The sequence below is a fragment of the Williamsia sp. M5A3_1d genome, from assembly GCF_053345315.1.
Genome location: NZ_JBKEZX010000001.1, coordinates 980,564 through 1,005,605 on the forward strand (window position 1 = coordinate 980,564; position 25,042 = coordinate 1,005,605).

Sequence of the window (25,042 nt, forward strand, 5' to 3'; positions counted from 1 at the left end):
GAGCCCGGTCTAGCCACTGTGTCGGGCGTTGGCCGCCTGCACGTCCGGGACGTGGGTCTCCGCCCACTCCCGGACGGCGGCCAGCGGCTCGAGCAGTGACCGTCCGAGGTCGGTCAGCGCGTACTCGACGTGCGGCGGTTGCCCGCCGAAGTCGGTGCGTTCGACGAGTCCGTCGTGATGCAGCGCGCGGAGGGTCTCGGTGAGGACCTTCGGGGTGATGCCCTGGATGTGGGCCTTGAGTTCGCTGAAACGCATCGGGCCCTCCGCCAGCGCGGTGACCACGAAGACCGTCCAGCGCGCGCCGATGCGGTGCAGCACCACCCGGCTCGGGCAGGTCGGGGCCATCACGGTGTAGGCCTTCGACATCGCGTCTCTCCTGGTGGGGGTCGGTTTCGTTGTAGATACCGGTATCAAATCCATACCGTTTTCGGTGCAAGTCTACGACGACATCGACAGGGGACATCCATGAGTGACGAACTGACCGGAGCGACCATCCTCGTGGTCGGCGGTGCGAAGAATCTGGGGCTCGCGATCGCCACGCGCGCAGCCGAACTCGGGGCACATGCGGTGATCGGGGCCCGAGACGGTGACGCTGCGGCGAAGGCCGCCTCCTCCCTGGCCGGGGCCCGCGGTATCGCCATCGACGTCACCGACGAGGCGTCCATCACCGCGGCGGCCGCCGAACTCGGAGCGGTCGACCACATCGTGTCGCTGGCCGCGGCGCACCACAATGTGCCCGTCGCCGATCTCGACCACGACGCCACGGTCACCGCCTTCGAGGCGAAGGTCATCGGACCGCTCCTGCTGGCCAAACACTTTGCGCCGACCATGCCGCCGACGGGCTCGATCATCCTGTTCTCCGGGGTCGCGGCGTGGAAGCCGTCGCCGGGCAAGGCGATCATGGGCATCACCAACGGCGCCGTGTCGTTCACCGCGAGCCACCTCGCGAAGGAACTCGCGCCGATCCGCGTCAACGCGATATCGCCGGGCATCGTCGACTCCGGTCAGTGGGACGGCATGCCCGACGCCGACCGGACGGCGTTGTTCGAGGGTGTCGCAGGCAGCGTCCCGGCCGGCCGCGTCGGCGCGACCGCCGACATCGTCGATGCGGCAACATGGTTGTTGACCGCCGGCTTCGTCAGCGGCGAGACCATCCACGTCGAGGGAGGCGCACGCAGCGCATGACCACCAACACCTATGCAGTCGCCGACAAGGTCGTCGTCGTCACCGGCGCCGGAACCGGGATCGGCCGGGCCATCGCACGTGCCTTCCTCGCCAACGGCGCGAAGGTCGTGGCGACCGGCCGCCGTCGCGAACCCCTGGAGGACGCCGTCGGCGACGCCGGTGATGATCGCGCCCTCGTCGTCACCGCCGATGTGGCCCGGCGGGCCGACGTCGACGCACTGGTCTCGGCGACACTCGAGAAGTTCGGGCGTATCGACGTCGTCGTGAGCAACGCCGGCGTCCACGACGGTGGCGGCGACATCGCCGACCTCACCGACGACAACTGGGCTCTACTGCGAGGGGTCAACATCGACGGCTTCGTGCACATCGCGCAGGCGACGCTGCCCGAACTGGTGAAGACCGGCGGCAACCTCGTGGCGGTGTCGTCGGTGTCCGGGATTGCCGGCGACTGGGGGCAGGCGGCGTACAACGCGACCAAACATGCGGTCAACGGGTTCGTGAAGTCGTTGGCCCTGGACTACGGCGGCCGCGGCGTGCGGATCAACGCCGTCGGACCGGCGTTCACCCTCACCGAGATGACCGAGGGCATGGCCCGCGACAAGAAGGCGTTGGCGCCGTTCGTCAACCGGATCGCGCTGGGTCGGCCCGGTGAGCCCGACGACGTCGCACCCGCGGTGCTGTTCCTCGCCTCCGACGACGCCCGCTACATCACCGGCACCATGCTCACCGTCGACGGCGGAACCAGCGCCTCGACCGGTCAGCCGCACGTCGAGTAGCGCTCGCACACCGACGAAGGGCCGCCTCGAGTAGAGGCGGCCCTTCGTGTGCGGTCTGTGGATCAGGCGACGAGCAGGGGATCCGGCGACTCGTCGGCGAGATCCTGCTTGCGCATCCGGATGAACACCAGCGCCACCACGAGCGCGGCCGCCATGAAACCCGCACCGGAGTAGAAGGCGACGTCGTAGCTGTAGATGTTCGCGGCCTTCAGTCCGTCCGGGGTGTTCAGGTTCGGACGGCCGGTGAACACCTGCGCGACGATCGTGCTGAGCAGCGCGAGCCCGATCGACCCGCCGATCTGCTGGGTGGTGTTGACCAGCGCGCTGGCCACGCCGGAGTCGTCGGCGTCGACGCGGTGCAGTGCGACGGTCTGCATGGAGACGAACACCAGGCCCATGCCCGCGGCGATGAGGATCATCGACGGCAGCACGTTCACCAACCACGTCGAGTTCACGTCGAGCTGAGCGAGGTAGAGCAGACCCGCTGTGGCCATGCCCGATCCGCCGACCAGCAGCGCGCGCGGACCGAACCGCGGGAGAAGCGAACTGGCCAGGCCTGCGCCGATCACGATGAAGATCGGGAAGGGCAGGAACAACACACCGGTGCGCAGCGGGGTCTCGCCCAGGGTGTTCTGGAAGTAGTAGCTCAGGAACAGGAACATCGCGAACATGGGGATGGGCACGATGAACGAGATCAGGAACGCGCCACCACGATTGATCTCACCCGGGATGCGCAGCGGCAGCAGCGGGTTCGACACCCGCATCTCGATGGCGATGAACGCCGCGAGGAGCACGACGCCGGCGACGAGCAGCGACACCGTCGACGCTGCGCCCCAACCCGATTCGGCCGCCTTCGTGAAGCCGTAGACGAGACTGACCAGCGCGGCGGTCACGGTGATCGCACCCGGCAGGTCGTATCCACCCGTGCGAACACTGGGCTTGTCCTTGATCACGAGGATCAGTCCGCCGATGGCGGCGACCAGGGCGATCGGGGTGTTGATGAGCAACGTCCATCGCCAGGAGAAGAACTCGGTCAGGGCGCCGCCGGCGATGAGGCCGATCGCAGCACCGCCGCCGGACACGCCGGCGTACACGGCGAGTGCCCGTGCGCGTTCCTTCTGCTCGGTGAACGTGACGGTGATGAGCGACAGGGCGGCCGGGGCGAGCATGGCGGCGAAGACGCCCTGCAGTGCGCGACCGGCGAAGAACGAGGCACCGTTCCACGCGAGACCCGCTGCGGCAGAGGACAAGGCGAACCCGGCGAGGCCGATCAGGAACATCTTGCGTCGACCGAGGTAGTCGGCCATCCGACCGCCGAGGAGCAGCAGCCCGCCGAACAGCAGCGTGTAGGCGGTGAGCGCCCACTGGCGATTGGCGTCGGAGATCTCGAGATCGGTCTGGGCGAACGGGAGGGCGATCGTGATGATCGTCGCATCGAGAACGACCATCAGCTGGGCGAGAGCGATGATGCCCAGCGCCCACCACTTGCGGTTGTTCTTCGGCTCGGCGACCGACGTGTCCGCCGATCGGATGGTGTCGACGAGTTCTGTGTCGACGAGTTCTGGGGGATTGGTGGTTGCCACGATTCCTCGAATCTGGAGAGGGTGTGCCAGGCGGCGCCTGGCAATAGTGGCAGGCTCAGACAGTTGGCGTCAAGCGCCAGAAGGCAGCAAGTGACATTTGACGGTTCTCGCCGCTTGGCGGGGCCGGACGGGTACGATGGGGCTCGTGACAGTCGTGGACACCGAGAATCCGCAGGCCAGAGCCGGTCTGCGCGAGCGCAAGAAGGTACAGACGCGGGCTCGGTTGATCGACGTCGCCCTCGAACTGTGCGATTCGCAGGGGTTCGACGCGACCACGGTCGAGCAGATCTCCGACGCCGCCGACATCTCACCGCGCACCTTCAACCGCTATTTCGCGACCAAAGAGGACGTCATCCTCGCCCCCATCGACGACATGGTGACCGCGGTCGCGGCCGCGATGGACGCCCAACCGCGCACCGGCAACGAGTTCCAGGCGCTGCTCGACGCGCATCTGTCGGTGCTGTGCGGCGGGTGTCCCGACGTCTCGAGCCTCGACCTCGACCGCTTCGAGGTGATGAACCGCATCGCGCAATCGTCACCGTCGGTGAGCGGCCGCAGCGCCGAACTGAGCGAGACGAAGTTCCGCCGCCTCAGCGAGAAGATCGCCGAGCGCACCGGCGCCGACAGCGACGACATGCAGGTGCGCGTCGTCGTCACCGTGTGGATGTCGCTCATGCACCTCGCCATGGACAAGTTGTGCGGCGCGGGTTCGCAGTTCGGCAGCCAGGCCGCGCGCGCCGATGCGCTGCAATCGACCTACGACGCGTTCCGCGTCGCGGTCAAAAACCTCTGACGTTCAGTACTTCTCGCGGAAACTGCCGATCAGTGTGATCGAGTTGCCGTCGGGGTCGATGACGTTCGACAGCTGAACGCCCTTCGTCACCGTCTGGATGTCGCCGGGATCCAGTCCACGTCCGGTGAGTTCCGCGATGTGGGTGTCGATGTCGTCGACGGCGACGTTGAGCAGGCCCGAACCGGCTCGCTCGGCGTCGACGGTGACCTGCACCCACCCGTGGTCGGTGACCTGCCACTCGACAAGGCTCGGCATCGGGTTGTTGTCGGCCGGACGGCCGAAGAGCTTCTCGTACCAGGCGGTCGCGGTCGCGATGTCGGTCACGGGCACCACTGCGAGCAGATGTTCGATGGACATGGTTCTCCCTTTCGCCAGTGTTTCGGTGTACACACATATCGACTCGCCGGGGCGTCGGAACTCATCGGTCGCCGACGGTGTTGACCCGAAGCGAGGTTGAGGTCCTACCGTCTCGGCCATGGACATCGACAACGACCGAGCCCACCGCCCGACCCTCGACACCGGTGCGCACCGCGACGCGATCGCGCACCTCGTCGACCACCTCCAGCGTGGTCACGACACGGGCGACGCCGACACCTACGATCTGAGCTTCGCCGGCGACATCCTGTGGGGTTCACCGAAGGGCCAGGTGCTGCAGGGCTTCGCGGCCCTCAACGCGATCCATCACACGCAGCTGACCGGGACGCCGGCGTCGCCTGCCTCGGTGTTCGAACTCGCACAGGCCTCGGCAGTCACCGACGACGTCGTCATCGCACAGATCCGGCGGCGTGCCAAGAACGGGGCCTTCTCGGAGATGGCGATGTACGTCCTCGTGCGACGTGATGATCGATGGTGGGTCGCGGCCGGTCAGAACACACCGATCACCGACGTGCTGCCGGCTGTCGACTGAGATCGTCCCCGTGACGAGTGCTCGACGGCGATATGCCCTTGGTGACGCCTCACGGGGACGATCTCAGCTGAAGTCGGAGCTGGCGACCTCGCGTTCGCCTCCGGTGATCGCCGCGATCACGCGGTCGGCGACGGTGTCGGGGCTCAGGCCCTCGGGCATCTTCGGCGGATCGCCCGCGATGGCGCGGTCGGCGAGGCCGGTCTCGGTGTGCGGCGGCCGCACGTCGACCACGCGGATCTTGCTGCGGCGGGCCTCTTTCGCCGCCGCGACGTACAGGGTGGAGGCGGCGGCCTTCACCGCCGAGTACGTCGCCATCCCCGCGACGGGCTGTTCGGCGAGCACGGCGCTGATCCCGACGATCACGCCGCCCTCCTCCACCTCGCCGAGCGCGGCGCGCAGCAGTCGTAGCGGCCCGAGGAAGTCGATCAGCACGAGGTCGTCGACGGTGTCGTCGTCGATGTCGACGACCGGACCGAAGGCCGCCACCCCGGCCGCGTTGACGACGCCGTCGATGCGCCCGTGCTTCGCCTTGGCCTCGGCGATCACGGTGCGCGCCGCATCGGGTTCGCGGAGATCGGCCGCCACCACGTGGGCGCCGTCGATACCGAGACCCTCGAGCGTCTCGGTCGATCGGCCGCTGATCGTCACGGTCGCGCCCTGTTCGGCCAACGACCTCGCGATCCGCGATCCGAGGGCGCCACTGGCGCCGACGACGACGTACACCTTGCCCGAGATATCAGTCATCTCACCATAGTGCCTCGTCAACCGTGGGGCGATGTGTGCGCTGCGTCTCGACGCCCGCTGACCAGCACGACAGCAGCGGTCACGATGTCCCAACCGATGATCGTGTAGACGCTGCCGCGTTCGATGGCGCCCTCGATCCCGGTGTCGGCCCCGCTCACCGCGAGCAGCGCCACGAAGCATCCGACGCCGACGATGCCCGCCGCGCGGCTCGCGACGCAGTACGCCCCGGGTGCGCCCCACCTCCGGAGCAGCCCACTGGAGACGATGGGCGCCGCGTTACCGCCCACGATCGCGAGGAACGCGCCCAGGCCGTGCAGGGGACTCGCGCCCGCGTGGAACAGTCCGACGAGCACGTTGCCGACGCCGTTCGCCACCGCGAAGACGACGAAAGCCACACGCGTGCGGCGCGTTCCGCTCAGCCCGCGGGCTGCGACGATGCCGGCCGCGGCGAAAAGGCAACCGTGGACGATGAACGCACCGATGTTCATCGTGGTCGCCCGTGGGGATTCGCCCGGGATGCCCAGTGCGCTGATGTAGTCCCGCGCGAGGCTGAAGCCGGGATACCCGGCCACCGCGATCACCTCGGACACCACGTAGACCACGCCGCCCAGCAACCACAGCCACGCCGCGACGCGCACCGGTCCGCGCCTGCTCACCTGTGGTCTGCAGCGGCGTGGACCAGCCACGAGACCACCAGCGCGCCGGGGTCGATCACGCCGCGGGCGCGATCGCCCACGTACCGGGCGCGACCCCGCGCGGCGACGAGGTCGCGTGTCGATTCGGCGCCGGCCTCCGCGGCCTCGGCTGCCTCCGCCACCGAACCACTCGAGGTGAGGGCCTCGACCGCGGGTGCCAACGCGTCGACCATCGTGTTGTCGCCGACGCGGGCGCCACCGAGGTCGGTGATCTCGCGCAGCGCGGCCGCCAGCCCGTCGCGTAGGGCATCGGTCCACGAGTCGGTGGCGGCGAAAGCGTTTGCCAGTTCTGCGAACATCGTCCCGAACACCGCGCCCGACGTGCCACCGGCGCGGACCAGGAACGAGGTGCTCAGCGCGCGAGCCACGTCAGCGTCGGAACCGCGAAGCGGCGGGGTGAAGTGCTCGAGTGCCGCCGCCATGTTGGTGCCGAAGTCGCCGTCGCCGGCCTGCCGGTCGAGGTCGGTGAGATCGTCGATCGACTCCTGGACACGCTCGACGAACGCGCTGAGCCAGGCACATTCAGGCCCGTCGTCGGCGGAGTCGTCGGGCTCGGCGAACGTCACGTCCACCGGCTGCGACGCCGACCTCGCGGTGTGCGCAGGCCACCCGGGCGCGCCGGTGGGGGCGTCGAACAGTTCCACGATCTCGTCGTCACAGCGCACCACGGTCAGCGAGAAGCCGGCCATGTCGAGCGCGGTCACCAACGTCGCGACAAGACTGCGCCGCACCTCGAAACCGCGTGTCGTCAACTGACGTACCACCTGATCGAACACCACGCCGAGTTCGAGTGGATGCGTCGAACCCAGTCCGTTCACGAACACGATCAGCGGCTCGCCGGAATCGGGCGCCAACGCCTCGAGGATGCGTTCCAGCATTCCCGAGACCAGCTCATCGACGGGCTGCTGTGCGATGCGGTCGACACCGGCCTCGCCGTGGATACCGACACCGAACTCCATCTCGTCGGGCGCGAGATCGAAGCTGGTGCGGTCGGCGCCGGGCACCGTGCAGGGCGCGAAGGCGACGGAGAAGCTCCGCGCGCCGGCCGCCACACGACGCCCAAGATCGGCGACCGCGGTAAGGTCGTCGCCCCGTGCAGCCGCTGCGCCACAGACCTTCTCGACGATCACCGTCGCGCCGGTGCCGCGGCGTCCAGGACCGTCGGTCTCGGAATCGGTGGCGACGTCGTCGTCGATGAGGACGTGGTCGGTCTCGACCTCTCCGTCCACGAGGCGGCGCGCGACCCGGAAGTTCATCACGTCGCCGGTGTAGTTCTTCACGATGTGCAGCACCCCGGCGCCACGGTCGGCATGCCTTGTGGCCGCCGCGACCTGCAGCGCGTTCGGCGAGGTGAACACCAGTCCGGGGCAGGCGGCGTCGAGCATTCCCGCGCCGATCAGCCCCGAATGCATCGGCTCGTGACCCGATCCACCGCCCGACACCAGCGCCACCCCGCCGCCTTCGCGGTCGGTGCGGTAGAGAAAACCAGGGTCGGGTTCCCACGCGATGTGATCATGCGCAGCAACGAAACCCGCGAGGGCGTCGGTGAGGAATCTTCGGGGGTCACCGCTGATGTATCGGTGCACCGGGCGCGTCTCGTTCTCAGCCATGGGTCGACCCTGACACGAGGTCCTTCGGCGCGTCGGAGCGTCGGTGGTGCCACACGCCGATGGCGACGATCACGACCGCGGAGATCACCGAGAAGAAGATCGGCTCGCGCTGGTTGTCGTCGAAGACCATCAGCACCAACACCGCCACGATGAAGACCATCGCCACCACGGTGAGATACGGGAACATCCACATGCGTACCGGTGGGCGCTCGCCGGCGGCGCGCATCTGCCGTCCCAGTACGAACTGACTGGCCGCGATGGCGAGGTAGACGAACAGCGCCACTGCGCCACTCGTGGCCAGCAGGTAGCCGAAGATCTTGTCGGGCAACACATAGTTGCCGATCACGGCCAGGAAACCCACCACCATCGACGCGAGCACCGCGACCCACGGCACGCCGTTGTGGGTCAGCAGCCGCACCACCGCGGGCGCCTCGTTGCGCTCACCGAGCGAGAACAACATCCGCGAGGCGGTGTAGAGCGCGGAGTTGAGGCACGACGCGACGGCGGTCAACACCACGATGTCCATGATGCGGGCCGAACCGGGGATCCCGATGGCCTGCAACACCGTCTGATACGAACCGTCGTCGAGGCGGTCGTAGGGGACGAGCGCGACGACCACGAAGATCGAGCCGATGTAGAACAGGAAGATCCGCCAGATCACGGAGTTGACCGCGCGGCTGATCCCCTTCTGCGGGTCGGGGGACTCGGCGGCGGCGATGGTCACGATCTCGGTGCCCATGAACGAGAACATCGTGGTGAGCATGGCCGCGACGATGGCCGAGTAGCCGTTGGCGAAGAACCCGTCGGGCTGCCACAGGTTGCTCACGCCGCTGACGTCGGAGCCGGGGAAGATGCCGAGGATGGCGACCAGGCCGATCGCGATGAACGCCACGATGGCAACGACTTTGATCAGTGCGAACCAGAACTCGAACTCGCCGTAGTTGCCGACACTGACCAGGTTCGTCGCGGTCAGCAGCAGGGTGACGGCCAGCGCCCACACCCACTGCTCGCTACCGATCAGTCGACTGAGCACGTCTGCGGCCGCCGTCGCCTCCACCGGGATCACCAGCACCCAGAACCACCAGTACAGCCATCCGACCGAGAAGCCGGCCCACCGCCCCAGTGCGCGTTGGGAATACACCGAGAACGAGCCGGTGTCGGGGTTGGCGGTCGCCATCTCGCCCAGCATCCGCATCACCAGGACCACGAGTGTGCCGGCCAGGCCGTAGGAGATGAGGACCGCGGGACCGGCCTCCTTGATCGCCGTCGCCGATCCGACGAACAACCCGGCGCCGATGACCCCGGCGATCGAGATCATCGTGATGTGACGCGGCTTCAGGTTGGCGCCGAGCGAGGCGGGCTGTGTGGGTGTCGCGGTCACGTAGGCCCCTTCGAAAGTGAGGTGGAGGTCGTCACGGTAGGCGGTGTGGCTACCGTGAGGTGGTTTCCACTCATGCTGGCACGAGGAGTTGCAGATGGCGCACCGATTCGACGCGACCGCACGAGCACGTGCGCGCACGGCCTACGAGACGCTCGAACCGATGCATGTCCTCTGCTACTTCAATCCCGGGTTGGGTGCGGCCCAGGCCGACACCGGTCTCGACGCCTACGCGTTCTACGTCGGTGCCCGCGGGGCGCCGCTGGGCGACTGTGTGCCGTCGGTGGTCTCGGCGGCGTTCTTCAACTTCAGCGAGGACATCGTGCACCCCGGGTGGGATGCGGCGAAGGCGGTCGGGCTCGGGCAGGTGGCGCGGCGTCGCGACGCGATGCTGGCCGAGTCGTTGGCGAACGCCTACGGCGAGGCCGCCGATCCCGCGATCCTGACCGCCCTGGCCGACCGGTTCTACGCGATCGCGGCTCGCGTGCCGATGGCCGGTCGCACACTGGCCTCGGCGTGGGCGCACGTCGCGCGCCCCGACGACCCGGCCGTCGCGCTGTGGCACGCCGTGGCGATCCTGCGGGAGTGGCGCGGCGACGGCCACATCGCGGCACTGGTGGGCGCCTCCCTCGACCGGCTCGAGGCCGTGATCTTCCATGAGGCGCGACACCCCGACCCCGCGGTGCGCAAGCGCGGGCTGGGCCGACGGATATCGCAGCTCACGCGCGGGTGGTCCGACGAGCAGTGGGATGTCGCCGCCGACGGCCTGGTGGACCGCGGACTGTTGTCGCGGTCGAGCGACGACACCGGCAAGGTCACCGACACCCTCACCGACGCCGGGGCCGCGCTCTACGCCGAGATCGAGGAGATCACCGACGACTCCGCGGCCGCCGCGTGGGCCGACCTCGACGACTTCGACGACCTCATGGCCTCGACGCGACCCTTCGTGAAGGCGGTCATCGACGCCGGCGTCCTACCGGGCACGAAGAAGAAGTAGCCACCGGGTTCAGCGGGTGAAGGCGACCTGCACCTCGGTCACCCAGTCGGCCGGGTCGTTCGGCATCTCGAGGTAGATCTCGCGGCCCTCGCCGGTGAGGTGCAGTCCCTGCTCGGTGACCCAGCGGTTGAGCTGCTGGTAGGCCGAGTCGATGGTGTCCATCGAACCGGTGTGGATGATCGATGCGTACTCGCCGCCGGGGAGGTCGATGGTCGTCAGGCCCGCGACCTCGGTGTCGGGGACAGGGAACGTGGCGTGCACCCGGATCGCCTCCTCGCCGCCGGTCGGCTCGGGTCGGTAGTAGGCGATGCTGGGCCCCGTGGGCGCAACCCCCGCCGTGGTCAACGCCTCGATGATCTGCGGGTACATCGGTCGGATCACCGGCCCGACGGCCTCACTCGTCGCGCTCTCGGCGACGGCGGTCAGCCCGACATGGCGGACCGGTGTGACGACGGTGGTGCTGATGTGTGCGGTGGTCATTGCGTTCTCGCTCTCGATGATGCGGATCCGCGCCGCCACGCGCGCCAGGCGGTGTTCCTCGGCCGCGATCGAGGCGGCGATCTCGGCCTGCCGCGTGCGCAGCAGGGTCCGCAGATCGTCACCGGTCAGCTCGTCGTCGACGATGCGTCCGACGGCCTCGAGGGTGAACCCGAGATCCTTCAGCGCGACGATCCGGTTGAGCCGACGCAGTTGATCGAGGTCGTAGTACCGGTAGGAGGTGTGCGGGTCGACGTGTGCGGGCGTGAGAAGCCCGATCGCGTCGTAGTGCCGCAACATCCGAACCGACACCCGGGCGAGTGAGGCGAAGTCTCCGATGGTGATCATGACGCTGTCCACGCTGAGCCCTCACACGGTGTGAGGGTCAAGCCCTCTCGGGCACCGGATCCTGGATCCGGGCGAACGGACGGTCGGCCTCGAGTTCGAAGGCGAGCTCGAGCAGCGTGCGCTCGTCGCCGTGATCGGCCGAGATCTGCACGCCCAGAGGCATTCCCGTGGCGGTGCGGCCGAGTGGCAGCGAGATCGCCGGACCACCGGCCGCATTGTTCAGCGGGGTGAAGGCGACGTAGGCGATCAACCGCGGGAACAGGACGTCGAAGCCGTTCGCGGGGGAGAGGTACCCCAGTTCCGGTGTCGTATGGGCGACCACCGGCGACACCATCGCATCGAGATCGGCGAAGCTGTTGTGGTACTTCGCCTCCGCGGCACGCAATCGCCACAGCGCGGTCGGTGTGCGCCAGGCGTTGCGCAGGAACTGGCTCGACAGTCCGCGGGTGAGCGACTCGGTGCGGTCGCCGTCGAAATCCGGACTCATCACCCGCGACCCGAACTTCTGCACCCCGAACGCGAGCAGTCCCCACAGGTGGATGAAGTCGTCCTTGAACCGCGAGAGATCGCGTTCGGGCAACGGCAGTCCGATCTCGCGGACGTCGTGGCCGAGATCGGCGAGACGCCTTGCGGTGTCGGTGACGGCGGCGCTCGTGGCGGCGTCGACGGGGAACTCGCTCAGTGAGCGGTTCACGACCCCGATGCGCAGCCGCTTCGTCGACGGGCCCTCCACGAGACCGATCGGCCGCAGCGACGGCGCCGGTCGGTACCGCTCGATCTGTGCGGCGAAGTGCGCGGTGTCGCGTACCGACCGTGTCAGCGCGCCGTTGGACACCAGGTTGACCGGCAGATCCTTGGCGTGGTCGTCGGGGAGTTCGCGACCCCTCGTCAACTTCAGACCCACGAGTCCGCACGCCGCCGCCGGGATGCGGATGGATCCGCCGCCGTCGTTGGCGTGCGCGATCGGCACCACGCCGGAGGCGACCAACGCGGCCGAGCCGCCGGACGACGCGCCCGCCGAGAACCCGGTGGCCCACGGATTGCGGGTGGGCGGGAGGTCCTCGTACTCGGTGCTCGCGTTGAACCCGAACTCGGGCATCGTCGACTTGCCGAGGCTGATGAGACCGGTGGAGAGGTACTGGTCGGTGACCGCCGCGTTGCGGGACGCGGGCCTCGCGTTGACGGCCAACGAGCCCTGGTTGGAGGCGAGTCCCGCGACGTCGGTGTTGTCCTTGATCACCGTCGGTACGCCGGCGAACACACCTTTGCCCGGACTGCGGGCGAAGGCGCTCGCACGGTCGAAGTCGGGGGTCTGCATCGCGTTGAGGTGCGGGTCGACCGCCTCTGCGCGTGCGATGGCTGCGGCCACGGCCTCGGCGGAGGAGATGTCGCCCGCGGCGATCGCCGCGGCCACCCCGGTCGCGTCGAGGTCACCGAGCGCGTCGTCGGTGAACGCGTGCCTGCGGTGCGTAGGGCTCATCGTTCGAATATAAAGCCGCGTTCGAGGGGGCCACGCGGCCACCGCCGATGCGCGATGACGTAGATTGTTGACAATCTACCGATCCAGCTCGCACCATCGGTGCATGAATGTGACGGGCCATGACTGACCTCGAGGGAGGGCCGAGCACCCGCAAACGGGTACTCGAGCCGCTGGTGCAGGAGTCGACGCCGGCGATCATCGCGCGCAAGTTGCGCGCGGCCATCGCGGCGGGAGACTTCGCGCCCGGAACGCAGCTCACCGAGTCCGGTCTCGCCGCCGATCTGGGGGTGAGCCGTGGGCCGCTGCGCGAGGCGATGCAGCGCCTCACACAGGAAGGACTGCTGGTCAGCTACCGCAATCGCGGGCTCTTCGTCATCTCGATGGACGACGACGACATCAACGACATGTACGTGGCGCGGTCGGCGATCGAGCGGGCGGCGTTGGCGCAGGTGGTGTCGCGTCGTGATCCCGCCGACGTCGCCGCACTCGAGGCGACGATCGATCACATGCAGGCGTTCGCCGACGATCCGAACGGCCGCGAGATCGCCGACGCCGACATGGCCTTTCACGCACAGCTCGTGGAATGCGCTCGCAGTCCCCGACTCTCACGCATCCACGAGACGATCCTGGTGGAGACGAGGATGTGTCTGGGTGCCATGCGCGGAACCTATGCGTCGGCGCAGGCGCGTATCGACGAGCACACCGAGATCGTCCACGCCATCGTCGCGGGCGACCTCGCCACCGCCGACGATCTGATGATCGCGCACATGCGCGACGGCCTCGCGCGGCTGATGCCCGAGGAATCGGCTGCGGTGGCGCAGAACGTTCCCCCCGGTCATCGCCGATGAACTCCGACATGCGATCTACCTGCGAGGACATCCGGTTCGTCCGCATCGATCGGGCGCAGGCGATACCGTTGCCCGGAAAATCGTTCGGGTGTGCAGCATGGCGCACCGATCGCGACACGACGCGCGGGCCCGTTCTCCGCGGACCGCACGACCATCGACGCGGGAGGCATTCATGACCACCAGCACCGCTTCGTCCGGCGTACCCGCGCTGCCGGATCCGGAAACCCCCGAGGGGAAGAAGCTGCTCCGCAAGGCGATCGGCGCCTCGGCCATCGGCAACGCGACCGAGTGGTACGACTATGGCGTCTATGCCGCGACGGCCACCTATCTGACGCAGGCCTTCTTCCCCGGTGACCTGGGGACCATCGGCACCATGCTCGGCTTCGCGGTCTCGTTCGCGCTGCGTCCTCTGGGCGGCATGGTGTGGGGACCGATCGGCGATCGCATCGGCCGTAAAGCCGTGCTGGCCATGACGATCATGCTCATCTCCATCGCCACGGCCCTGATCGGTGTGCTGCCGACGCACGCCGTCGCGGGCGTGTGGGCGCCTGTCCTGCTGATCGTCCTGCGTGTGGTGCAGGGCTTCTCGACCGGTGGTGAATACGGCGGCGCGGCAACGTTCATGGCCGAGTACGCCCCGGATGCCAAGCGCGGTAAGTACGGATCGTTCCTGGAGTTCGGGACGCTCGCCGGCTTCGTGTTCGGCACCGCGTTCGTGCTGGTGCTCGAGCTGAACCTCGACAATGAGCAGATGCAGACCTGGGGCTGGCGCATTCCGTTCTTCTTCGCGCTGCCACTCGGTCTCGTGGGTCTCTACTTGCGAAACCAGATGGAGGACACCCCGATCTTCCGCGAGATGGAGCAGAAGGGCGAGATCGAGGGCACCGCGTGGACACGCTTCGTCGATCTCCTCCGTGACTACCGTCGACCGATCATCATCATGTTCGGCATGGTGATCGCGCTCAACGTCGCGAACTACACGCTGCTGGCGTACCTGCCGACGTACCTGAAGAACACCATCGGGCTGGAGGGCAACGACAGCACCGTGACCATGCTGATCGGTCAGTTGGTGATGATGGCGCTCATCCCGTTCGTGGGACGCCTCTCCGATCGCACCGGGCGCAAACCGATGTGGTGGGTGTCGCTGATCGGACTGTTCGTGTTCGCGCTGCCCATGTTCTGGTTGATGGGGCAGGGATTCGTCTGGGCCATCATCGGATTCGTGGTCCTGGGGGTGCTGTACATACCGCAGTTGGCCACCATCTCCGCGACGTTCCCGGCGATGTTCCCCACGCAGGTGCGCTACGCCGGGTTCGCGATCTCCTACAACGTCGCGACCGCGGCCTTCGGTGGCACAGCACCTCTCGTGAACGACGCCGTCGTGGAGAACAACGACGGCTGGGACCTCTTCCCGGCCGGCTACATGATGATCGCGTGCGCGATCGGCATGGTGGCGCTGTTGTTCCTCCGTGAGACCGCGGGGTGCTCGATCCGCGGCACCGAGATCCCCGGCGAGGAGACCGACGCCGAGAAGTCCCTCACCAACGCCTGATCCCGCCCCCAACCCCGCAGTTGGGCCGTCGTTCCCGCCAGTTGGGCCGACGTTCGCGTCGAGTGGGCCCTAGTGCGGGCGGTCGAGGTCGACGGTGTCGCCCGGCATGCCCCACTCGATGCGGCCCAGGCGGCTGACGGCGGCGAGCTTGTCGTAGTCGGGCAGCCCGTCGTCGGCGACAATCCAGGGATCGACGGTCAGCGCGACGACCTCGCCCATGATGACGACACTGTTCCCGACCTCGATCGACCGGTGCAGCCGGCACTCGATGGCGATGGGCGAGTCGGCGACGCGCAGGCAGTCGACCTTCGTCGCCGGTGTCGACGGGACACCCGCCTCGACGAATTCGTCGACGTCGGAATCGAATCCGGCCGAGCTGTCGTTGGCGAGGTGCATCAGCGACTTCGAGACGATGTTGATCACGAACTGTCCGGAGTCGATGGCGTTGCGCGCGCTGTCCTTTGCGCCGCCGACCGAGGTGAACTGCACGACCGGCGGACTCGTCGACGACACCGAGAAGAAGCTGTACGGCGAGAGGTTGTCGATGCCGTCGGTGCTGCGACTCGACACCCACGCGATCGGTCGCGGAACGATCGACGCGGTCAACAGCCTGTAGAAGTCACCCGGGTCGACGGTGCCGGGGTCGTGCACGATGCGGTCGTTCGATGAACTCATCGTTCCAGTCTGCCCGAGATCGTTCGCGCCCCGTCGAATCGTTCACCGAGTCCCGGACAGCTGCCTGACCCGCTGGCGAAAAGACGTCGCCAACCGTCTTGATAATCGTCCAGAATGTGACCCGTCCGGGTTGGACGGCGTGGTCAGTGGGTGACGACGGGATGTGGTGACGATGGCAGAACACCGATATGAGCTCGATCTGCTGTGGACGGGTGACCGCGGCCTCGGGACCGAGAGCTACCGAGCATACGGCCGCAACCATATCGTCAGCTCACCTGTCACCGATGCCATCATGGGGTCCGCGGACCCGCAGTTTCTGGGTGATCCCTCGCGATGGAATCCCGAACAACTGTTCCTCGCGTCGATCGCGAACTGTCACCTGCTCTGGTACCTCCACCTGGCGTCTCGGGCGGGGGTCGTGGTGACGGACTACCGAGATCATCCGACGGGAACGATGCGGGTGCATCCGGACGGCTCAGGCGAATTCACGGCCATCACACTGCGACCGACGGTGACGGTCACTCCGGCGTCGGATTCTTCGACCGCATTGGCTCTGCACGACGACGTCGGTCGAATGTGCTTCATCGCACGGTCGGTAAACGTTCTGATCGCGCACCGGGCGGAGATCGTCGTCGGGTAGCGACCCGGCTCCGGACATCAGCCCAACCGACGCGAACAACGGCCCAGCTGGGGGGAACAACGGCCCATCCGGGGGAACGACGGCCCAGCTGGGGGGAACGACGGCCCAACCGGCGCGAACAACGGCCCAGCTGGGGGGAACGACGGCCCAACTGGGGGGAACGACGGCCCAACTGGGGTCAGGAGAGGAGGCGGAGGGCCATGAGGGCGTAGGCGCGCGATGCGGTGACGAGGTCGTCGATCACGACCGATTCGTCGGGTTGGTGCGCCTGGGTGTTGATGTCGCCGGGACCGAGGACGATGCAGGGGATTCCGAGGTCGCGGGTGACGAACCCGCCGTCGCAGGCCGCCGTCCAGCCGCCGATCGAGGTCTCACCGCCGGCGTCGCGGACGGCGTCGACGGCCGAGGTCACCAGCGCGTGGTCGGGGGCGGTGCGGAAACCCGGCATCTGCATGGTGACCGAGATGTCGACCTCGATGCCGTCGGTGTCGATCCCCTCGGCCGCGACCCGCTCGCGCAGCGCGGCGGCGATCACATCGGCGTCCTCGTCGGGCATGAGTCGTCGGTCGATGCCGATCGAGGCATCGGGCGCGACGGCCGAGATGCCTTGGCCGCCGGAGATGGTCCCGACGTTCCAGGTGCCCGCGCCGAGCAGCGGATCGAGGTCGGTCTGCATCGCGTCGTGGTCGGCGCGGATGATCTCGATGATGCGTGCGGCGGCGTTGATGGCGTTGCGTCCGTCGGCAGGGCGACCAGAATGCGCTGCCCGGCCGCGGATCTCGATCTCGATGTACGACGCGCCGCGGCAGGCGATCACCGTGTCGAGCCCTGTCGGCTCGGCCACCACACAGCCGTGGAACGACACCCCGTCGGGCCGCGACACCAGGTCTCGCACGCCGATCCCGTGCTCCTCCTCGTCGACCGTGCAGGTGAGACGCACCGGGCCGGTGAGCTTTTCGTCGCGCAGGGCGTTCATCGCGACGACGATCGCGGCGAGCCCGCCCTTCATGTCGGTGGCGCCGCGACCGATGATCGTGCCGTCGACCACCCGCGACACGAACGGGTCGGCGGTCCAGCCCGGACCGGTGGGCACCACATCGGAGTGACCGAGGAACATGAGCCCGGGGCCGTCGCCGCCGGCCAGCGTCGCGACGAGGTTCGGTCGATCGGGCGCCACCTCCACGAGATCCACCGACGCACCCGCGGCACGGGCGGCGTCGGAGAGAACGGCCACGGTCGACGCCTCGGTGCCGCCGGGGTTGACGCTGGGTTGTTCGACGAGGGCCCGGGTGAGTTCGACGATCGACTCCGCGGTGATCGACGCGCACACCGCACGTTCACGATCGGTGCGCGCGGAGAGCAGGGAGGGTGCGTCGGTCACGCCACCATCTTCTCAAGGCTTCCGGCGAGCCGCTTGATGCCCTCGTCGATGCGCTCGGGGGTGCTGGAGGCGAAACAGAGGCGTAGCGCGTTACGGAAGCGTCCACCGGGCGACAGGGCGGGTCCGGGGATGAAGGCGACGCCGTCGGCCAACGCCACCTCGAACAGCTCGCGGGTGTCGATCTCGCCGAACTCACCGGCGAGCGTCAGCCACAGGAAGAACCCGCCCTCGGGGTTGGTGGTGGTGACGCGGTCGCCGAGGTGTCGCGCGATCGAGGCGAGCATCGCGTCCTTGCGTTCGCGGTAGAGCACCCGGATCTCCGCGAGGTGATCGTCGAGTCCTCCGCGCGCGATGTACTCGGCCACGATGTGCTGGTTGGGCACGTTGGTGCAGGTGTCCATGGCCTGCTTGCCGTTGATGAGCAACTGCCGGATCGACGGATCGGCGTCCACCCAGCCGACCCGCCAACCGGGCGCCAGGATCTTCGAGAACGTGCGCACCGAGAACAGCAACGGATCCTGCGGGCTCAGCGTCTGGAAGGTCGGGATGTCCTGACCCGAGAATCGCAGCAGACCGTAAGGATCGTCGTCGATGATCACCGACCCCCACCGATGCGCCAACTCCAACAGCGCCTTCCGCCGTTCGAGCGACATCGTGACACCGGACGGGTTCTGGAAGGTGGGGATGGTGTAGATCGCCTTCGGTGGGCGGTGGTGGTGCGCCACCAGATCTTCCATCATGTCGACGCGCATGCCGTCGTCGTCGACGGGGACCTCCAGCAGCTGTGCCCCGTACGACAGCGCCGTCGCCGAACCGTTGGTGTAGGTGGGGGATTCGACGACCACGAGGTCGCCCGGATCGACGAACAGTTTGCACGCCAGGTCGAGGCCCTGCATGCCGCCGGTGGTGATGACGAGCCGGTCCTCACTCGACGGATCCGGCGTCCCCGCGAGGTATTTCACCAGCAGTTCGAGAAGCCGCGGCTCACCTTCGGTGGCGCCGTAGGTGAACGACGACGCATCGAGGATGGACCCGGCGATCTCGCGGAACTCCTCCGACGGCACCGCCTCGTCGGCCGGCGATCCCATCGCGAAACGCACGATGTCGTGGGTCTGTGCGGCGAGCAACGACGTCGACGAGTCGATCATCGAACCCACCAGGTCTTTCGCGCGTCCGGCGAGGGGGAGGGTGGGTGCGTGCCTGGCGATCTCGGTGGCGGTCATGTCGTGCTCCTTCGTGGTCGAGATGGATCAGGTCACTTGCGGATGAGCTCACGCGGAAAGCTGGTGAACGTCTCCACGCCGGTCGCGCTCACGCGCACCGACTCCGACAGCTCGAATCCGTAGCCGTCCATCCACATCCCGCACACGATGTGGAACGTCATGTTCTCGGCGAGGATCGTCTCGTCCTCGGTGCGGATGCTGATGGTGCGCTCGCCCCAGTCGGGCGGGTAACCGATCCCGATGGAATAGCCTAGGCGCGAGGGCTTCTCGAGTCCGTACTTCGCCAGCGTCCAGTTCCAGGTGGAGGCGAGTTCGCGGGTGGGCACACCGGGACGGATGGCGTCGAGGACGTTGTTGAGGCCTTCGGCGGTCGCGCCCGCCACGTAGTCGACGTCCTTATTGGGCGTTCCCAACGACACCGTGCGCGCCAGCGGACAGTGATAGCGGTTGTGCGCCCCGGTCAGCTCGATCACGACGGCCTCGTCGTCGTTGAACGTGCCCTGATGCCAGGTTAGGTGCGGGGTGTCGGCGGCGGCGCCGGTCGGCATCATCGGCACGATCGCCGGGTAGTCGCCGCCGAAGTCATCGGTGCCGGTGATCTGGGCCTGCGAGATCGCCGCGGCCGCATCGCATTGCCGCACACCGACGTCGATGGTGTCGATGGCGGCGCGCATGGCCTGCGAGCACACCATCCCGGCCTGTCGCATCAGCTGTATCTCGGCGTCGGACTTCACCGATCGCACCCAGTTCACGAGTTCGAAGCTGTCGACCAGCTTCCACTCGGGGATCGCGTTGTAGAGCGCGCGGTAGGCCTTGGGGGAGAAGAAGTGCGAGTCCATCTCCAGCCCCACCGACCCCTGCCGTGACGCCGGGGCGATCTGGTGTCGCTGGCGTAACGCCCACGCCACCCAGTCGAACGGGTGTACGTGCGGCCGGTGCACGTAGCTCTCCGGGTACCCGACGATCTGATCGGCCGGGAGCCACGTGGTGCGATGCGCGCCGTGGGCGTCCATGTCGCGCAGGAAGAACACCATCTCGCCCTCGATGGGCACGAACAGCATCTGCGGGGTGTAGAACGACCACGCGTTGTAGCCGATGAGGTAGAAGATGTTGGCGGGATCGGTGACGACGACGGCCGAGAGTCCCTGCTGTTCCATCAGTTCGCGCACACGGTGCAACCGCGTGGCGTACTCGTCGTCGGAGAAGAGTTGGGATCCGAGATACACGGGTGGTCGCCTCTCAGGTCCGTGACGCAGGAGCGGATCGGGGAATGGCGAGGTACTTGGTCTCGAGGAACTCCTCGATGCCGACCCGACCGCCCTCGCGGCCCAGGCCGGACTCCTTCACGCCGCCGAACGGCGCGGCCGGGTTCGACACCAGGCCGGTGTTGAGACCCACCATGCCGACCTCGAGCGCCGCCGACAGCCGCAGCGCGGTGTCGATGTCCTGGCTGAACAGGTATCCGACCAGCCCCCAGGGGGTGTCGTTGGCCATGGCGATCAGCTCGTCCTCGCTGTCGAACGGGATGAGAGGGGCCACCGGGCCGAAGATCTCGGTGGCCATGAGATCCGACTCCGGGCTCACACCGCTGAGCACGGTCGGAGGGTAGAAGTGACCTGGCCCCTCGGGTGCGGTTCCGCCGCACATCACCGTCGCCCCACGCTCGACGGCGTCGGCGACGAGATCGCGCACCTTGGCCAGCGCCTTGTCCTCCACCAACGGTCCGACCTGCGTGCCCTCGGCGACACCGTCACCCACGACCAGCGCCCCCATCCGCTCGGCCAACTTCGCGCCGAACTCCTCGGCCACGGACCGGTGCACGAAGATGCGGTTGGCGGCGGTGCAGGCCTCGCCCATGTTGCGCATCTTCGCGACCATGGCGCCCTCGACGGCGCGGTCGATGTCGGCGTCGGCGCACACCACGAACGGTGCGTTGCCGCCGAGTTCCATCGACGTGCGCATCACGGTGTGCGACGCCTGCTCGAGCAGGAGCTTGCCCACCTGTGTGGAGCCGGTGAAGCTGAGCTTGCGGGCGAGTCCGCTGTCCATCCAGGTGGTCACCACCGGACCCGGGGTGTTGGTGGTCACGATGTTGAGCACGCCGTCGGGAAGGCCTGCCTCGGTGAGGATGTCGGCCAGGGCCAGCGCGGTCAGCGGGGTGAGCTCGGCCGGTTTGAACACCATGGTGCACCCGGCGGCCACGGCGGGCCCGATCTTGCGGGTGCCCATGGCGAGGGGGAAGTTCCACGGCGTGATCAGCACGCACGGCCCGACCGGCTCCTTGGTGACCACGATGCGGTTGGCGCCGTCGCCGGTGGTGGTGTGGTCTCCGCCGATGCGGACGGCCTCCTCGGCGAACCAGCGGAAGAACTCGGCGCCGTAGGCGACTTCGCCCTTGGCCTCGGCGAGCGGCTTGCCCATCTCGGTGGTCATGATCAAGGCGAGATCGTCGGCGCGGTCGAGGATCAACCGGTGCGCGCGGTAGAGGATCTCGCTGCGCGACCGAGGAGACGTTGCCGCCCAGCTCTTCTGGGTCGCAGCCGCGGTCTCGATGGCGCGCCGGGCGTCGGCTGCGCCGCCGTCGGCGACGGTCGCGATCTGCTCGCCGGTCGCGGGGTTCTCCACGGCGAACGTGGCGCCCGATTCGGCGGCGCTCCAGCTGCCGCCGATGAACAGGCCGGTGTTCAGCTTGCCGATCAGTTCGGCGGCCCGGGTGTCGGTCACGTCGAGTCCTTTCGTGTGGGTGCGGGACGCACAGTATCGGTGAGGGGATCGAGCAGCTCGGCGAGATGGGTCCCGGCGACCGAGGTGATCGCACTGTCGACACCCGCGAGGTGGTCGACCGCCATCGCGCAGCTGAACCCGTCGGTGAGCACCGGCGAGTCGTCGGCCCGTGCGCGCAGTGCCGGGGCCAGGGCCTGCTCGCCGACGGCCATGCTCACCTCGTAGTGTCCGCGTTCGAAGCCGAAGTTGCCTGCCACGCCGCAGCATCCGTCGGCTGAGGTCACCTCGGTGACGCCGAGTCGCTTGAGCACCGACACCTGCGTCGCGGGGCCGAACACCGCGTATTCATGACAGTGCGTCTGCACCGTCACCGAGGCAGGCATCGGCGGCGGGGTGTATCCGTCGTCGAGCATCTCCCCGACGTGGGCGGCGAAGCTGCGGACGCGCGCCGCCACCCGTTTCGCGGCGTCGGTGTGCACCAGCTCCGGCATGTCTTTACGCAGTGCCGCAGCACAACTCGGTTCGGGCACGACGATCGGTCGGTCTGTGCCGTCGTCGAGGGCGTCGGCGGTGCGTGCGAGGACCTTTTTCGCGTGGTCGAGCTGGCCGGTCGAGATCCACGTCAGTGCGCAGCAGTTGTCCTTCTCGCAGCTGACCTGTTCGGTGTCACCGGCACCGAGCACCCGGGCCGCGGCGGATGCGACGTCGGGCCGGAAGGCCTTGGTGAACGAGTCGAGGAACATCACCACCGGGGCATCGGACCGTCGGACCAACGGTGCGAGCGCCGCCCGTACCGCCTTCCGGCGGGCGAAGCGGGGCATCGACCGCCGTGCGTCGAGTCCGGCGATCCGGGCGGCCGGGCCCGACAGCCGGCTTGCCAGAACGGCGTTGATGGCGGGCGCCAGAGCGGTGGCCGGTCGCAGCCAGGCCGGCATCCAGCCCAGTGCGTAATGCGACATCGGGCGCAGTCGACGACGGTAGTGGTGGGAGAAGAACTCCGAGCGGTAGGTCGCCATGTCGACGCCGGTCGGGCAGTCGGTGGAACACGCCTTGCACGACAGGCACAGGTCGAGGGAGTCGCGGACGTCCTTCGACCGCCACCCCGTCGCGACGTCGGGGGCGGTGCGCGTCATCTCCTGCAGCACACGGGCTCGTGCGCGGGTCGAGTCCTTCTCGTCGCGCGTGGCGCGGTAGCTGGGACACATCACCCCACCCGAATGCGAGCGACACCGTCCGACCCCGATACACGCCTGGGTGGCGTGCACGAACGGATCGAGTCCGGACATCTCGTGTTCAGGCGCCTCGAGCGGGTGATCGGCGCGCCCGTCGGTGCCGGGCCCGGGGATCCCGAGATCGAACGCGGTCGTCCAGGTGCGGGCGGGGATGCCGTCGAGGGCGAGGTGGTCGCCGATCGCGTCGGGGTCGACGATGCTGCCGGGGTTGAGCACGCGACGGGGATCCCAGATGTCCTTGAAGGCGGCGAAGATCGACATCATGGCGGGCGAGTACATGATCGGCAGCAACTCCGACCGTGCGCGGCCGTCGCCGTGTTCGCCCGAGAGCGATCCGCCGTGCGCCACCACGAGGTGGGCGGCTTCGCGGCAGAAGGCGAGCATGGTCGCGCGACCGGACTCGCTGCGCTGGTCGAAGGTGATGCGCACGTGCATGCAGCCGGCACCGAAGTGGCCGTACATGACTCCGGTGAGTCCGTGCCGGGCGAGCAGGTCTCGGAAACCCTCGAGGTACTCGGGGAGGTTCTCGGGTGCGACCGCGGAATCCTCCCAGCCGGGCCACGATTCGTATCCGCTGCCCGCGTCGGGATCGTCGAGGTCGACCAGGCGCGACGACAGTCCGGCACCGTCCTCGCGTACCCGCCACAGCATGGAGCGGGCACTCGCATCGGTGACGGTCCGCGCGTCGACGAGACGTCCCTCGGCGCGCAGCTTCTCCAGGAGATCCGAGATGGCCGCGGACACATCGTCGGCGCTGAACTCGTCGAGTTCGACGTAGATCCAGGCGTTCCCGTCGGGCAAGCCCTCCACCGACGACCGGCCGCGGCGGGCGCGCATGGTCGCCACGATGCGTTCGTCGATGCCCTCGATCGCCGAGGGAGAGAAGCTCAGCATGGTGGGGACGTCGCGGGCGGCGTCGACGACGTCGCGGTACCCGAGGCACAGCAGTTGCGGGTGGGTCGCGACGGGCACCAGCGACACCGTCGCCGACACCACGATCGCGCAGGTGCCCTCGCTGCCGACCAGTGCCCGCGCGACGTCGAAACCACGCTCGGGCAACAGATGTGCGAGGTGGTAGCCCGAGACCTGCCGAGGAATGCGTTCGAGTTCGGTGCGCAGCGGGGCGAGGTTGTCGCCCACGAGACCGCGTAGGGCGTCGGTGAGGTCCTCGGCACGGCGGACCGCCGCGGCGTCGTCGGGGTCGGTGGCCCCCACACCCGTCCGGGTCGCGGTGAGGCGCAACCCGTCGGCGGTCACCAGCGAGATCGCGACGACGTGGTCGGTGGTGCGGCCGTAGCGTACGGAGTGATTGCCGCACGCGTCGTTGCCGATCGCGCCACCGACGGTGGCCCGTGACTGGCTCGACGGGTCGGGCGCGAAGGTGAGGGTGCCGTCGCTGACCTCGCGGACCCGCTTCTGCAGGGCGGTGAGCACGACACCGGACTGGGCGACGGCGGTGCGGCCCTCGACGTCGACGGAGGTGACGGCGTCCATGTGTCGGGAGAAGTCGATGACGACGCCCTCGCCGATGGCGTTGCCACCCATGCCTGTTCCGCCGCCACGGGCGACGATCGGCACCCCGTGCTCGTGACACCAGCGTGCGGTGGTCGCGACGTCGATGTCGGTGCGCGGGAACACGACACACAGCGGGGACAGTCGGTAGTTCGAGGCGTCGTAGGAGTACTCGGCCCGTCGGCGCGACGAGTCGTCGGCGTCGAGACCCAGCCCCCGGAGCGCGGTGGCGGCGGCCACGGTGGCGTCGCCGGTGGTCTCGCGGTGCGGTGTGAGGGTCAC

General features: G+C 68.2%; 23 protein-coding genes. 8 read left to right on the forward strand and 15 right to left on the reverse strand.

The annotated features are described in order from the left end of the window. Positions 1–9: 9 nt before the first annotated feature. Positions 10–366, reverse strand: a complete 357-nt coding sequence (locus ACLBW1_RS04530) for a winged helix-turn-helix transcriptional regulator (protein WP_447810335.1) — start codon at positions 364–366, stop codon at positions 10–12. Between the two features lie 99 nt (positions 367–465). Between ACLBW1_RS04530 and ACLBW1_RS04535 the strand changes: the two genes are divergently transcribed. Next, entirely contained in the window at positions 466–1,185 is a 720-nt protein-coding gene (locus ACLBW1_RS04535) for an SDR family oxidoreductase (RefSeq protein ID WP_447810336.1), read from the forward strand. Further along, positions 1,182–1,961: an SDR family NAD(P)-dependent oxidoreductase gene (locus tag ACLBW1_RS04540; RefSeq protein WP_447810338.1), complete on the forward strand. Its 780-nt coding sequence runs from the start codon at positions 1,182–1,184 to the stop codon at positions 1,959–1,961. Before ACLBW1_RS04535 ends, ACLBW1_RS04540 begins: the two co-directional genes overlap by 4 nt. A 62-nt stretch (positions 1,962–2,023) precedes the next feature. Here ACLBW1_RS04540 and ACLBW1_RS04545 read toward each other — a convergent pair whose 3' ends face one another. Next, on the reverse strand, positions 2,024–3,544 hold the full coding sequence (locus tag ACLBW1_RS04545; protein ID WP_447810339.1) for an MFS transporter: 1,521 nt from the start codon (positions 3,542–3,544) through the stop codon (positions 2,024–2,026). 145 nt (positions 3,545–3,689) lie between these two features. On the opposite strand from ACLBW1_RS04545, the gene ACLBW1_RS04550 reads away from it, so the two are divergent. After that, entirely contained in the window at positions 3,690–4,337 is a 648-nt protein-coding gene (locus ACLBW1_RS04550; RefSeq protein WP_447810341.1) for a TetR/AcrR family transcriptional regulator, read from the forward strand. A 3-nt stretch (positions 4,338–4,340) separates the two neighbouring features. Here the strand turns inward: ACLBW1_RS04550 and ACLBW1_RS04555 are convergent, their stop codons facing one another. Next, positions 4,341–4,694, reverse strand: coding sequence for a VOC family protein (locus ACLBW1_RS04555; RefSeq protein ID WP_447810342.1), 354 nt, complete (start codon positions 4,692–4,694; stop codon positions 4,341–4,343). Positions 4,695–4,812: 118 nt separating this feature from the next. Here ACLBW1_RS04555 and ACLBW1_RS04560 point away from each other — a divergent pair, with 118 nt between their 5' ends. Beyond that, positions 4,813–5,244 carry an SgcJ/EcaC family oxidoreductase gene (locus ACLBW1_RS04560; RefSeq protein WP_447810343.1) on the forward strand — a complete coding sequence of 144 codons (432 nt, stop codon included), beginning with the start codon at positions 4,813–4,815 and terminating at the stop codon, positions 5,242–5,244. A 63-nt stretch (positions 5,245–5,307) separates the two neighbouring features. On the opposite strand, the gene ACLBW1_RS04565 is transcribed toward ACLBW1_RS04560, so the two are convergent. The 4 genes from ACLBW1_RS04565 to ACLBW1_RS04580 are packed head-to-tail and all read right to left on the reverse strand — an operon-like array spanning position 5,308 to position 9,674. Continuing rightward, a complete protein-coding gene (locus ACLBW1_RS04565; RefSeq protein WP_447810344.1) occupies positions 5,308–5,988 on the reverse strand; it encodes an SDR family NAD(P)-dependent oxidoreductase in 681 nt (226 codons plus the stop codon). Positions 5,989–6,005: 17 nt separating this feature from the next. Then, positions 6,006–6,644, reverse strand: a complete 639-nt coding sequence (locus ACLBW1_RS04570; RefSeq protein ID WP_447810345.1) for a DUF998 domain-containing protein — start codon at positions 6,642–6,644, stop codon at positions 6,006–6,008. Then, positions 6,641–8,293: a dihydroxyacetone kinase family protein gene (locus tag ACLBW1_RS04575; RefSeq protein ID WP_447810346.1), complete on the reverse strand. Its 1,653-nt coding sequence runs from the start codon at positions 8,291–8,293 to the stop codon at positions 6,641–6,643. The genes ACLBW1_RS04570 and ACLBW1_RS04575 overlap by 4 nt, the downstream gene beginning before the upstream one ends. Then, entirely contained in the window at positions 8,286–9,674 is a 1,389-nt protein-coding gene (locus ACLBW1_RS04580) for an amino acid permease (protein WP_447810347.1), read from the reverse strand. Before ACLBW1_RS04580 ends, ACLBW1_RS04575 begins: the two co-directional genes overlap by 8 nt. A gap of 94 nt (positions 9,675–9,768) precedes the next feature. On the opposite strand from ACLBW1_RS04580, the gene ACLBW1_RS04585 reads away from it, so the two are divergent. Next, positions 9,769–10,668 carry an SCO6745 family protein gene (locus ACLBW1_RS04585; protein ID WP_447810348.1) on the forward strand — a complete coding sequence of 300 codons (900 nt, stop codon included), beginning with the start codon at positions 9,769–9,771 and terminating at the stop codon, positions 10,666–10,668. A gap of 9 nt (positions 10,669–10,677) precedes the next feature. Here ACLBW1_RS04585 and ACLBW1_RS04590 read toward each other — a convergent pair whose 3' ends face one another. After that, a complete protein-coding gene (locus ACLBW1_RS04590; protein WP_447810350.1) occupies positions 10,678–11,493 on the reverse strand; it encodes a MerR family transcriptional regulator in 816 nt (271 codons plus the stop codon). Between the two features lie 37 nt (positions 11,494–11,530). After that, positions 11,531–12,973, reverse strand: coding sequence for an amidase (locus ACLBW1_RS04595; RefSeq protein WP_447810351.1), 1,443 nt, complete (start codon positions 12,971–12,973; stop codon positions 11,531–11,533). A 119-nt stretch (positions 12,974–13,092) separates the two neighbouring features. On the opposite strand from ACLBW1_RS04595, the gene ACLBW1_RS04600 reads away from it, so the two are divergent. Beyond that, complete coding sequence (locus tag ACLBW1_RS04600) at positions 13,093–13,821, forward strand: GntR family transcriptional regulator (protein WP_447810352.1); 729 nt, start codon at positions 13,093–13,095, stop codon at positions 13,819–13,821. Positions 13,822–13,993: 172 nt separating this feature from the next. Then, positions 13,994–15,373 (forward strand): MFS transporter, encoded by a 1,380-nt coding sequence (locus tag ACLBW1_RS04605; RefSeq protein WP_447810353.1) that lies wholly within the window; start codon positions 13,994–13,996, stop codon positions 15,371–15,373. 69 nt (positions 15,374–15,442) lie between these two features. Here ACLBW1_RS04605 and ACLBW1_RS04610 read toward each other — a convergent pair whose 3' ends face one another. Further along, positions 15,443–16,048 carry a flavin reductase family protein gene (locus tag ACLBW1_RS04610; RefSeq protein ID WP_447810354.1) on the reverse strand — a complete coding sequence of 202 codons (606 nt, stop codon included), beginning with the start codon at positions 16,046–16,048 and terminating at the stop codon, positions 15,443–15,445. A 172-nt stretch (positions 16,049–16,220) separates the two neighbouring features. Here ACLBW1_RS04610 and ACLBW1_RS04615 point away from each other — a divergent pair, with 172 nt between their 5' ends. Next, the gene (locus ACLBW1_RS04615; RefSeq protein ID WP_447810355.1) at positions 16,221–16,688 is read left to right on the forward strand and encodes an OsmC family protein; all 468 of its coding nucleotides are present in this window, start codon (positions 16,221–16,223) and stop codon (positions 16,686–16,688) included. A gap of 178 nt (positions 16,689–16,866) precedes the next feature. Here ACLBW1_RS04615 and ACLBW1_RS04620 read toward each other — a convergent pair whose 3' ends face one another. From ACLBW1_RS04620 to ACLBW1_RS04640, 5 genes are read right to left on the reverse strand one after another with little or no spacing between them, the layout of a single operon-like run. Next, positions 16,867–18,051, reverse strand: coding sequence for a M20 family metallopeptidase (locus ACLBW1_RS04620; RefSeq protein WP_447811140.1), 1,185 nt, complete (start codon positions 18,049–18,051; stop codon positions 16,867–16,869). Positions 18,052–18,065: 14 nt separating this feature from the next. Then, complete coding sequence (locus ACLBW1_RS04625) at positions 18,066–19,292, reverse strand: aminotransferase-like domain-containing protein (RefSeq protein WP_447810356.1); 1,227 nt, start codon at positions 19,290–19,292, stop codon at positions 18,066–18,068. 32 nt (positions 19,293–19,324) lie between these two features. Beyond that, on the reverse strand, positions 19,325–20,518 hold the full coding sequence (locus tag ACLBW1_RS04630; protein WP_447810357.1) for a M24 family metallopeptidase: 1,194 nt from the start codon (positions 20,516–20,518) through the stop codon (positions 19,325–19,327). 13 nt (positions 20,519–20,531) lie between these two features. Next, positions 20,532–22,016 (reverse strand): NAD-dependent succinate-semialdehyde dehydrogenase, encoded by a 1,485-nt coding sequence (locus ACLBW1_RS04635; protein WP_447810358.1) that lies wholly within the window; start codon positions 22,014–22,016, stop codon positions 20,532–20,534. Beyond that, a complete protein-coding gene (locus ACLBW1_RS04640; RefSeq protein ID WP_447810359.1) occupies positions 22,013–25,042 on the reverse strand; it encodes an FAD-binding and (Fe-S)-binding domain-containing protein in 3,030 nt (1,009 codons plus the stop codon). The genes ACLBW1_RS04635 and ACLBW1_RS04640 overlap by 4 nt, the downstream gene beginning before the upstream one ends.